The organism is Nesterenkonia sp. K-15-9-6 (assembly GCF_052656005.1).
The window spans coordinates 1-10,542 of sequence record NZ_JBQYEY010000044.1 but is presented as its reverse complement, the minus strand read 5'-3'; the positions used below and the strand labels follow the sequence as shown (position 1 = coordinate 10,542).

Sequence of the window (10,542 nt, the reverse complement as noted above, 5' to 3'; positions counted from 1 at the left end):
TGGCCAACTACATCACCCGAGCGCTGCTGGACACCGGAGGATTCAGACCCCTGCTACACCTTCATCTGCGATGAGCCCGTTTTGGCCGCTCATCGGTTCCTCAGCACCTCCATGCCCTTCGTTGCCCTCACCGCCCGGCTCCTCACCAGGCCCGCCGCAGCTAGCCAAGAGCAGGCCGGTGACCAGCACCCCGACAGACAACCACCGGCCACGGCCCGTCGAAGGAACGCGCACAGCACTCTGGGCCGACCGCCGCATACCCATATCCTGCATCAGTCCTCTCTCCTCGGGCCGGTCAGATGATGGTGTCACGCTGGTGGGTCACGGCCTGGAGACGGTCCTCCAGCTGCCAGAGCACCAGATGGGCGGGGGTCCGGGAGAGCACCTGATACTCGGGGGCCTGCCCCTCGTGCCCCAACGGCATGACCGCATAGGGGCCGGCTGCCCCGACGCAGACATACTCCACGGGCTCTGCATGCCAGCCCTGGGAGGCCATCCGCACCGTCCAGTGCCACCAGGGCTGCTCCCACAGCCTCCGCATGGCGGGGTTGGCCTCTTCCGGCACCGGCGCCGTGCCACCCTCCGCTCGGTCAGTGAAGGTGCTGGTGGGCACCAGCACAGGAAGCGCGTGCAGGTTCCAGGACGGCGCCGCCCCGGTCCATTCGAGGATTCGGTGGCTCACTTCGTCCGTCGGCAGCACCTCCACCCAGTAGTGATCCGGGGCGGGGGATACGGGGTCCACGTGGTGGCCACCGGCACCCGGTGGAACGAGGTGCGCATCGCCCAGCAGGGATTCTTCGGGACCCGCCTGGAGCTGCGGCTCTCCGAACCGGCGGAGTCCTCCCATGGGCGCAAGACGGCCGCGAAGGTCCCGGAAGACCGCCCGGGGCGGGGACTGAACCACGACCAGCTGCTGGGCCAGATCGCCCTGCCGCGGCTGGACGGGCAGGCAGACGCCGCCACGCTCAACGCCGGAGTCCGGGACGCCGTCGAACGTCTCACCGAGGTCTCGCCCGAGCGCACCCCGCGGCGGGTGCGCCTGCTCCCCTCGCTGCTGCGGCCGGAGGACGTGCCGGCCCCCGCCCGCCAAGGGGTGGTGCCGTTCGGCCTGCTCGAGCGCGATCTCAGCGCCACGATGCTGGATCTCACCGGCCAGGATCGCCACCTGCTGATCCTCGGCGACGAACAGGCCGGCAAGACCTCCGCCCTGCGGCACATCATGCTGACTCTCGTCGAGCAGCACACCGAGGACGAGATCGTCTTCGCCGTCTACGACCCGCGCAAGGGACTGCGGGGGGTGATCCCGGACAGTCACCTGGGCGGGTACGCCCCCTCGGCCGCGCTGGCCCAGGGGCTGACGTCCTCCGTGGTGCAGGAGCTGCGCACCCGAGTGCCGCAGGACCCTCTGGCCCCCGCGCCGGAGACCTTCCAGGGCCCCCGGATCGTGCTGATCGTCGACGACTATGACGTGCTGACCGCCGGCGGAAGCTCCCCGATGCGGGAGTTCGCCGAGTTCCTGCCCATGGGTGCGGAGATCGGCCTGCACGCCTTCGTGTCCCGCAAAGTCCGCGGCGCCTCCCGGGGACTGTTCGAGCCCTTCACCGGCGCCATGCGCGAGGCCGGCGGGGCCACGTTCATCATGGACAGGGACCGGTCCGAGGGGACGCTGGTCAACGGCGTCAGACCGCGCCGTCGTCGACGGGGACCGGATCAATCTGTACATGCTCCAGGAGGAGACTCGCCAGGCCTATATGGAGATCGCCGCGGCGATCATCTCCACCTACCGGTGAGGCTCTCCGGCTCCGCCGTTCAGCGGATCGGGTTGAGCCGGGCGGCCTTCTCCGCGGCGCCCTGCTGACCCAGTGACTCCAACCAGTTGCCCAGCATCCGGTAGCCGCCTTCGGTGAGCACCGACTCCGGGTGGTACTGCATGCCCCACAGGGGCGCCGTCCGGTGGGCCAGGCCCATGATGACGCCGTCGTCGGTGGTGGCGGTGACCTCCAGGACCTCCGGCACGGAGTCCGGGGCGACCACCAGCGAGTGGTAGCGGGTCGCCACGAAGGTCTCCGGCAGCCCGGCGAAGGACTCATGCCCGGTGTGGGTGACCTCGCTGGTCTTGCCGTGCATGAGCTGCTCGGCATGGGTGACGGTGCCGCCGAAAGCCTCACCCAGACCCTGGTGGCCCAGGCACACCCCCAGCAGCGGTGTGCTCGCCTCGGCGCACCAGCGGGTGAGGGCGATGGAGACGCCGGCCTCGTGCGGGGCGCCCGGCCCCGGCGAGATCAGCACGCCGTCGTGGTCCCCGGCGAGGGCGATCGCCTCAGCCTCGGTGAGGTCGTCGTTGCGGATCACGGTGGTCTGCGCCTCCAGCTCCCGCAGATAGCCGACCAGCGTGTAGACGAAGCTGTCGTAGTTGTCGACCACCAGGATCTTGGCGCGGAAGGCGGCCGCAGCCTCGGAGTTCTCAGTCATCGCGCACCATGCTAGCCGTCCTGGATGGTCGAGTCGTTGAGCGGGCTGTACTGATCCACCCAGGGGAACACCACTTCCATCAGCAACAGCACGACGGCGGCCAACAGCACCAGCGTCTGGATGATCTTCAGCCACAGCGGGCCGGGAAGATGCCGGAAGATCCATGCGTACATCTCAGCGTGCCTCCTGTGAGCTCAGATCGCCGAAGGGACCATCGGCCTGCATCTGCCGTTCCACAGTGTCGGCCACCGCAGACGGCGGCCCGTCGGACAGCGGTGCGTAGTCCACCAGTTCGGCGTGGGTGATCATCCGCTCCAGGGTCGTGTACGGCGGGTGGCAGGTGGTCAGAGTGAGCGTCGAGCCCTCCGCCTCCGCCTCGAGGTCTCCGGGCACCGGGGCCAGCACATCGGACTGGTTCGGCTGGACGATGTAGGTCTCGGTGACGGAGTAGATGTACCAGCCGTCCGGAGACTGGACGTAGATGAGGTCTCCGACGGCGAACTTGTCCTGGTTCCACAGGATGTTGCCGTAGGTCTGACGGTGGCCCGCCAGCGCGAAGTTTCCGGGCTCACCGGGCAGCTGCGTGGAGGAGTAATGTCCCAGGCCAGCCCGGTTCAGCGACTCCGGCCCCACCCCGGGCACCACCGGCGCGGCCCAGTCGGCGCCGAGCCGCGGCGCATAGACCATCGCCATGACGCCCCCCTGGTCAGCGAAGTTCGCTGTGTGGTCGGGGCCCGGGACGACCAGGTCCTCCAGCTCGACCCCGCCGCGGGACTCTTCGCCGTCACCGCCGTTGCCGTTCCCGTCACCGTTGGCGTCGCCGTTGCTGTCGCCCGGGTTCTCCAGCGCCTCGATGTTGGAGAACAGCTCCTGGGTGGCCTCGTTGCGCTCCCGATCCGCCTCCAGGCCTGTCCACCACAGCTCCCAGACCAGGAAGAGGATCCCGAGCACGCCGAGGGTGATGAACAGTTCCCCCACACCCCCGAGGATCCGTGAGCCGACGGATCGGCGCACCGGAGCCGCGGCCGCGGACCGGCGTGCATGACGCGGCCGGGACGGCGGCAGAGGGTGAGTCGGCATGGACGTGCTGTCCTCTCCTGTCGAGCGGGAAGGGCCGGGCCCGTCGTGGAGCCCGCAGACCCGATAGAATGACGCGCAGACCACATGACCCCCACACCGGTGGGGGACAGAGTCAGGATACCGAAGTCGACCAGGGTGTCGCGGCTCCACGCGACGAGCGCGCCCCCGGAAGGATCATCTCACCGTGCCAGAGTCGAAGAACCGCAAGAAGAGCGGCAAGCGCAGCAGGAAGAACCGCGGCGGCCCCGCCGACGCCGTCGCGTCCAGCTCCCCGCTGGACGACTCGGATCCCTTCGCCGAGGACCTCGAGGACCTGAAGGACGAGACCCTTCCCCTGTGGTACCGGGCCACCATGATCGGACTGATGATCCTGGGGCTGCTGTGGCTCATCGTCTGGTACATCAGCCAGGGTCTGGCGCCCATCGCCGCCGCTGGGGGTTGGAACGTCATCATCGGCTTCGGCATCGCCATGGTCGGGTTCCTGATGACGATGCGCTGGCGCTGACAGCCCACGCAGCGGAGCCCGCTGACAGAGGAGGGCCCTCCGATCGTAGGATCGGAGGGCCCTCCTCTGTCTGACTTTCTCAGCGAGCGGCTCAGGTGGCCGGCTTCGGCTGCGGCACGCCGCCGGACGCCGAAGCGCCCTTCTCGCCGTCCTTGGTGACGCTCTCCGCCGGCTGGGCCGGCTTGGCTCCGGACGTCGAGGCATCGGCCGCTGACGGCTTGGCCGAAGGGGCAGCCGAGGAGGAGGCCTGCGGCGTCGCGTCGGCGTTCGTCTCCGCCTGAGCGGCCGGCTTCGACGAGGACGCCGGGGTGCCGCCGGAGATCGGCTCCGGCTTCTTCCACGGGTCCTCCACCGGCTGCGAGGCACGCCACGCGGCCACGCCGGCGGTGACACCGGCGGCGACGAGCCCGAAGACCAGCAGGCCCTTGCGGCGGCTCTTCGACTTCTGCTGCTTCTTCAGCGCCTTGGCCGTCTGCTTGGCGTACTTCTCGGAGGTCTTCCGCAGCTTCTTGACGACCTTCTTGTCTCCGGTGGCCTTCACCAGCGCCTTCTCGACGCGCGGGTCCACCTCCGCCTTGTGGATCAGCTTCGCCGTACGGTCCGCATAGCCGCCCAGCTTGGCCGAGGCCGCCGGGACGTAGTCCTCGGAGAGCTGACGCTTGGCATCCGAGTACTTGGCGTAGACCTTGTCCACCTCGGCCTTCGCCTGCGGGGGAAGCTTGTCGTACTGGGACTCGAGACCCACCGAGGCCTTCGAGGCGAGCCCCCGGGCCCGATCTGCGGCCACTGCGGCGTTGGCCTCCACCGACCGGAGAGCGCGCGCCGAGGCATCCTGAACCTTCGGAGCGTTCTTCCGGTACGTGGTCTCGGCCCAGTCCGCGGCGGCGCCCAGCTTCGGGGCAGACCAGTCGCGTGCCGTCTCGACGCCGGCGAGCACCTTGTGCTCCCAGGTGTGGCTCGGTTTCTTCTTCTTACCGAACATGCATGTCCTCCGAATCAGGATCGGTGTGCTGCCCTCAGCTTACGACCTTCAGCCCCTGTCCTGCTATGACGTGAGCCGATGCGTCGGCGGACGTCGCACGACGTCGCCGGCGGGCGGCCTGTCAGCCTCGGGTGAGACAATGGCGCCCATGAGCGCTATCGCAACGCATAAGGCAACCATCCGCACCAACGCCGGTGAGATCCGTGTGGACCTCTACGGCCACCACGCCCCGAAGACCGTGGAGAACTTCGTGGGGCTCGCCACCGGTGAGATCACGTGGAAGCACCCGGAGACCGGTGAGGAGAAGGTCGGCACTCCGCTGTATGACGGCACCGTCTTCCACCGCATCATCGCAGACTTCATGATCCAGGGAGGAGACCCGCTCGGTCTCGGCGTGGGAGGCCCCGGCTACCAGTTCGAGGACGAGATCCACCCGGAGCTGGACTTCACCTCCCCCTACAAGCTGGCCATGGCCAACGCCGGCCCCGGCACCAACGGCTCCCAGTTCTTCATCACCTCGGTGCCCACCACCTGGCTACAGGGCAAGCACACCATCTTCGGCGAGGTGGCGGACGAGGACTCCCAGAAGGTCGTGGACGAGCTGAACAAGGTCGCCACCGACATGCGTGACCGTCCGAAGCAGGACGTCGTCGTCGAGACCATCGCGATCGAGAAGGTCTGACCTCCGCCCGTGTCAGCTGAGCACTCGCACACCGGGGCGGCCCGACCCGCCCCGGTGTGCCCGCGCCACCCGGACCAGCCCACGCATCTGCGCTGCCAGCGCTGCGATCGTCCGGCCTGCCCCCAGTGCCTCCACCAGGCACCGGTCGGGTTCCACTGCACCGACTGCGTCGCGCAGGCTCGTGCGGCCCGGCCTTCACCGCGGACCCGCTTCGGCGCCGTCGCGCGCCCCGACCGGGCCCCGCTGGTGACCTACGGGGTGATCGGCGTATGTGTGGTGATGTACCTGCTGCAGTGGCTGACCGGCAGCGTGCTGACCCAGGCGCTGTGGTACGCCCCGCTGCACACCTCCAGCTGGGTCTTCGAACCGTGGCGGATGCTGACCTCCGCCCTGCTGCATTCACCCTCCTCGGCGATGCACATCCTCTTCAACATGGTGGCCCTGTGGATGTTCGGGCGGGTCATCGAGCCGGCAGTGGGCGCCTGGCGCTACGGGCTGCTGCTGCTGCTCTCCGCCCTCGGCGGCTCTGTGGCGGTGCTGTTCCTGACCCCGGCCACCACACCCACCGTCGGTGCCTCGGGCGCCGTCTTCGGACTCTTCGGCGCCATGTTCATCCTGCTGCGCTCCTCCGGCGCCCAGACCGGCGGTCTGCTGGTCCTCATCGGCATCAATGCGGTCATCAGCTTCGTCGTGCCCAACATCTCCTGGCAGGGCCACCTGGGCGGTCTCCTCACGGGCGTCATCTGCGCCGTGGTCATCGCCCGTGTGCCCCGCGGACCCCGTCGCAGCCTGTGGCAGGGACTCGGCCTGGCCGGCGTCGCCGGCGTGCTGGTCGCGCTCACCGCCGTCGGCATCCCGCTGGTCACCCCGGCGTGACGGGGCTCTCCTCTCATTCCCCCTGGTCAGAGGCGTGGCCCATGGTGCACAGCCTGTGCAGTGTTCTCTCCACACCCTCACCTCCATCACCCCGCATGGGGGTTCTCCACAGCCGTTATCCACAGTGTGGAGAAGTTACATGACTGTGTTTCCCCAGTTCAGGGAGTTTTCCCCAGCAGCCTGTGGATTGTGGAGGATTCTGTGGAGATACCTGTGCAGGACCTGTGCACGGGTTCGGTTCGGGGGCCTTCCACCGGGGATAGGGTGAGTCCATGACCCGAGACTTCCGTCAGATCGATGTGTTCAGCACCGGCCCCTTCACGGGGAACCCGTTGGCGGTGGTCGCCGCCGCGGAGGACCTGGACGAGCAGACCATGCGGGCCATCTCCGCCTGGACGAACCTCTCCGAATGCACGTTCCTTCTGCCGCCCACCACCGAGGAGGCGGACTATCGTGTGCGGATCTTCAGCCTGGACACCGAGCTGCCCTTCGCCGGGCACCCCACACTGGGGACCGCGCGGGCCTGGCTGGACATGGGCGGGACGCCCCAGAGGTCCGACGTGATCTTCCAGGAGTGTGCTGCGGGCCTGATCCGGGTGCGCCCTGACGGTGATCGGCTCGCGTTCGCCGCTCCGCCGCGGCTGCGCACCGGTCCGGTGGAGCCGGGACTGCTCGAGCAGGTCCGGGCCGTGCTGGGCGTCGAGCGTGCCCAGATGGTGGACGCGGCTTGGGCGGACAACGGACCTGGGTGGATCGCGGTGCTGCTGGACAGCGCATCGACCGTGCTCAGTCTCCGCCCGGTCCTCGCACGGGGCGGGCTGGAGGACCTCAAGGTCGGTGTCGTGGGTCCCTGGGGACCCGGGGGCGAGGCCGACGTGGAGGTCCGAGGCTTCTTCTCCGAGGGTCTGGCACTGCCGGAGGACCCCGTCACCGGAAGCCTCAACGCCTCGATCGCGCAGTGGCTGACGGAGACGGAACGGATCAGCGCGCCCTATGTGGCGGCCCAGGGCACGGTGCTGGGGCGGCGGGGACGAGTCCACGTCACAGGCGACGACGCCGGAGACCTGTGGATCGGCGGTCAGGCTGAAGTCTCCATCCGCGGCACAGTGGAGGTCTGAGCCGGTTCAGTCCTGCTCCTCGAGGTCGAGGTCATCGTCGAGGTCATCAAGGTCGATGTCACGTCCGTCCTCGTCTTCATCGAGGCCCCGGGTGAACTCACTGTCCTCGGGCACCCCGTCGATCCCCTCGCGCTCCTCCGGGACGTCGGCACGGGTGGAGGTGAAGTCGCGCGGCCCCATCGTGAAGCTCTGCCAGTGCAGCTCCATCGGGGACTGGTCCTCGTCCCGCGGGACGTGGTGGTAGCCGACCGCCACCCAGGAGACGACATCGTCGAGGGTCCCGGAGTCGTCCTCGACGTAGTCCTGGACCGATCGCCCGCAGCCGCCCCGGTTCCGGGTGGCGAAGACCTGACACTCGTCGTGGTTGGTGAAGGCGACGTCATAGCCCACGTCCTCCCCGTGATGGTGTTCGTCATGCACGAAGGTGAAGCTGTCGGAGACTCCCAGATTGATCTCGTAGGACACGGGGTGATCGTTGGCGTTGAGGAGGTCCGGCGCCATCACCCGCCACCAGCGGCGGTCGTCCCCCTCGTGGAGGGAAGGCTCATCGATGCGGGTCAGGGAGCCCTCCACGATGGGTGACTGGGAGCCCATCTCTCCGGTGGGCTCGGCGTCGTACTGTTCGACCACCATGTCCTCGTCTTCTCCGAGTCCCCAGTGGATCCTCCAGACCACATTGTGGGAATGGCTGGCCGCGTAGTCGGCGTCGCCGTCGCCGATGGGCCACCCATGCTCCTCATCGGTGTAGTCGACCGGAGAGAGATCTCCGGTGGCGCCCAGCGCCGGACGGATGGAGCCGTCGGAACCGAAGGTGTACTCACTGATGTACTCGTACCAGCCCACTTTGGAGATCGTCGAGAGTCGCCATTCGTCGCCGCGGGCGACGGTGAGCTGGCCGTCGGCATGGGACCGGTACGCGAGCCCGGAGTCCTGGGTCTCAGAGCACAGCACCTCCCGTTCGGGCGTGCTGCCGTGCTCCCCGTCCCCGATGTTGGGGATCTCCAGGCCCAGACGTTCCCCGGTGCATTCGTCCTCGGTGAGCGTGTGCATCCGCATCCCGCCGAAGCCGGCTTCGGTGATGTCCGAGGTGAGCCGTTCGCCGTCGTCGTAGGGGACCTCCATCTGCGCCAGGGTCATCTCCTGGATGAGCCGGACGGGGTCCCTGTCGGCCGGGGCGAAGTGGACGTCGCTGAGCACCATGCCCCGTTTGGGGTCGACGGAGAAGCACATGGACCACGCCGAGCCGGAGGACATGATCTGCCCCAGAGGGAGAGCACCCTCCGCACAATCCAGGTGGGAGGTGTCGGGCTCCCCGGCGACATCGGCACCGGCCTGCGCGGTGGGGGCGATCTCCTCCTCCCCCGTGTTCGCGCAGCCCGTGAGGAGGAGCGCGACACCGAGGACACCTGCCATACCGGTCAGCATGGCTCGGGGGGTGCGAGAGAGACGGGGAAGAGGGAGAGACATGGGCTCGGGATCGACCTCTCGATTTCGACACGGGGACAGAAGATCTGCTCCTAGTGTGCCCGCCACCGTGCTCTGGGCACACATGAGCGGATGGCTGCACCGTCCCGGGTAGGGACGATGCAGCCATCCGCGTCAGGGTCTCAGCTGATCACTCAGCCGAGGAGCGGTGGTTCCGCTTCGCGAAGACCACAGCTGCGGTGCCCAGCAGCAGGGCGAGTGCGGCGAGAGCCGCCAGCATGCCGCCGTCAACACCGGTGCGGGCCAGATCCGAGCCGGGCTTGCCACCCGGTCCGGTCTTCTTCCCGTCGTCACCAGCCGGGTCGGCAGTGCCGGTGCCCGTGCCGTCGCCGGCGCCGTCCTCAGCGCCGTCGTCGGTCCCGGTCTCACCGTTGCCGGCCGCGGCATCCTCCACCACCTGGAAGGTGATGGACTGCTCCGGGTAGTCCTCCGCGGTGACCGAGAAGGTGTGGGTACCCAGCTCAGCCTCCTCGGGGATGTCCCAGACGAAGGTGACGGTGCCGTCCTCATCGGCGACCTCGGTGCCGAGCTCCAGGGTCGGGGTGGAGTTCATGAAGCCCTCCACCTCGGTGCCGGGCTCGTAGCCGTGGGCGTAGCCGATCTGCGTGTCACCGTGAGTGAGCACAGGGTGCTCGATCTCGATGCTCAGGACGATCATGTCAGCGACGTCGTTGACCTTGAACACGCTCGTGGCGCTGATGTCCGGGTCGTTGTCGTCGGTGACGGTGACCACCTTGATGCACGGCACGGTGTCCGCCGGGACCGTCCAGATGATGGTGAAGGTTCCGTCCTCGCCGACCTCGACACCATCGATGGTGCCGATGACGTTGCCGTCGACGTCGGTGATCTCCACCGTGACCGTGGTGCCCGGAGTGAAGCCCTCACCGCTGACGGTGATGTCCTCGCCCGGGTTCACGGCCTGCGGGTCGACCGAAACCGTCGGGTCCTCGGAGTCTCCCTCGGCATCCGTGACGGCCACGGCAGTGGCGTCCCAGATGCTCGGGTCGTCCTCGTCGGTGCCGAAGATGAACAGCGCGCCGGAGGCGACGTTGCTCGTCACGGTCCAGGTGATGGTGAAGGTGCCGTCCTGGCCCACGCTGACGCCCTCCACGGAGTCGTAGACGTTGCCGTCCACGTCCGAGAAGTCGACGACCACGGTGGAACCGGGGACGTAGCCTTCACCGGTGACGGTGAGGTCCTCGCCGATGGCCACCACAGTCGGGTCGGCTGCGATGGTCGGGTCGACGACGACGCCGTCCTCGTCGGTGACGGTGACGGTGTCGGATGCGGTGACATCCGGGTCCTCGTCATCAGTGGCGGTGACCGTCAGCTCACCAGGCTC

The 10,542-nt window shown here is 68.3% G+C and carries 11 protein-coding genes and 1 pseudogene; 5 read left to right on the top strand and 7 right to left on the bottom strand.

All coding sequences use genetic code 11. The features are described 5' to 3' along the window. Positions 1–295: 295 nt before the first annotated feature. Complete coding sequence (locus SD455_RS16350; RefSeq protein ID WP_445508725.1) at positions 296–682, bottom strand: hypothetical protein; 387 nt, start codon at positions 680–682, stop codon at positions 296–298. On the opposite strand from SD455_RS16350, the gene SD455_RS16345 reads away from it, so the two are divergent. Continuing rightward, positions 674–1,858: an FtsK/SpoIIIE domain-containing protein gene (locus SD455_RS16345; protein ID WP_445508724.1), complete on the top strand. Its 1,185-nt coding sequence runs from the start codon at positions 674–676 to the stop codon at positions 1,856–1,858. The two genes, SD455_RS16350 and SD455_RS16345, sit on opposite strands and share 9 nt — an antisense overlap. Here SD455_RS16345 and SD455_RS16340 read toward each other — a convergent pair. The 3 genes from SD455_RS16340 to SD455_RS16330 are packed head-to-tail and all read right to left on the bottom strand — an operon-like array spanning position 1,810 to position 3,552. Continuing rightward, complete coding sequence (locus SD455_RS16340) at positions 1,810–2,472, bottom strand: anthranilate synthase component II (protein ID WP_445508723.1); 663 nt, start codon at positions 2,470–2,472, stop codon at positions 1,810–1,812. The two genes, SD455_RS16345 and SD455_RS16340, sit on opposite strands and share 49 nt — an antisense overlap. 11 nt (positions 2,473–2,483) lie before the next feature. Then, positions 2,484–2,645, bottom strand: a complete 162-nt coding sequence (locus tag SD455_RS16335; RefSeq protein ID WP_170922706.1) for a hypothetical protein — start codon at positions 2,643–2,645, stop codon at positions 2,484–2,486. Between the two features lies 1 nt (position 2,646). Continuing rightward, the gene (locus SD455_RS16330) at positions 2,647–3,552 is read right to left on the bottom strand and encodes a class E sortase (protein ID WP_070161147.1); all 906 of its coding nucleotides are present in this window, start codon (positions 3,550–3,552) and stop codon (positions 2,647–2,649) included. 184 nt (positions 3,553–3,736) lie between these two features. Between SD455_RS16330 and SD455_RS16325 the strand changes: the two genes are divergently transcribed. Then, positions 3,737–4,057 (top strand): cell division protein CrgA, encoded by a 321-nt coding sequence (locus SD455_RS16325; RefSeq protein WP_070161149.1) that lies wholly within the window; start codon positions 3,737–3,739, stop codon positions 4,055–4,057. Positions 4,058–4,148: 91 nt separating this feature from the next. On the opposite strand, the gene SD455_RS16320 is transcribed toward SD455_RS16325, so the two are convergent. Continuing rightward, positions 4,149–5,039, bottom strand: a complete 891-nt coding sequence (locus tag SD455_RS16320; RefSeq protein ID WP_085437834.1) for a hypothetical protein — start codon at positions 5,037–5,039, stop codon at positions 4,149–4,151. A gap of 148 nt (positions 5,040–5,187) precedes the next feature. On the opposite strand from SD455_RS16320, the gene SD455_RS16315 reads away from it, so the two are divergent. From SD455_RS16315 to SD455_RS16305, 3 genes are all read left to right on the top strand, one after another. Beyond that, positions 5,188–5,721: a peptidylprolyl isomerase gene (locus tag SD455_RS16315; RefSeq protein WP_070161152.1), complete on the top strand. Its 534-nt coding sequence runs from the start codon at positions 5,188–5,190 to the stop codon at positions 5,719–5,721. 9 nt (positions 5,722–5,730) lie between these two features. Next, positions 5,731–6,597: a rhomboid family intramembrane serine protease gene (locus SD455_RS16310; RefSeq protein WP_070161154.1), complete on the top strand. Its 867-nt coding sequence runs from the start codon at positions 5,731–5,733 to the stop codon at positions 6,595–6,597. 272 nt (positions 6,598–6,869) lie between these two features. Further along, entirely contained in the window at positions 6,870–7,715 is an 846-nt protein-coding gene (locus SD455_RS16305) for a PhzF family phenazine biosynthesis protein (RefSeq protein WP_445508722.1), read from the top strand. Positions 7,716–7,721: 6 nt separating this feature from the next. On the opposite strand, the gene SD455_RS16300 is transcribed toward SD455_RS16305, so the two are convergent. After that, positions 7,722–9,128: a copper amine oxidase gene (locus tag SD455_RS16300; protein WP_070161158.1), complete on the bottom strand. Its 1,407-nt coding sequence runs from the start codon at positions 9,126–9,128 to the stop codon at positions 7,722–7,724. A 202-nt stretch (positions 9,129–9,330) separates the two neighbouring features. Continuing rightward, a pseudogene (locus tag SD455_RS16295) lies at positions 9,331–10,542 on the bottom strand (hypothetical protein); the annotation flags it as partial.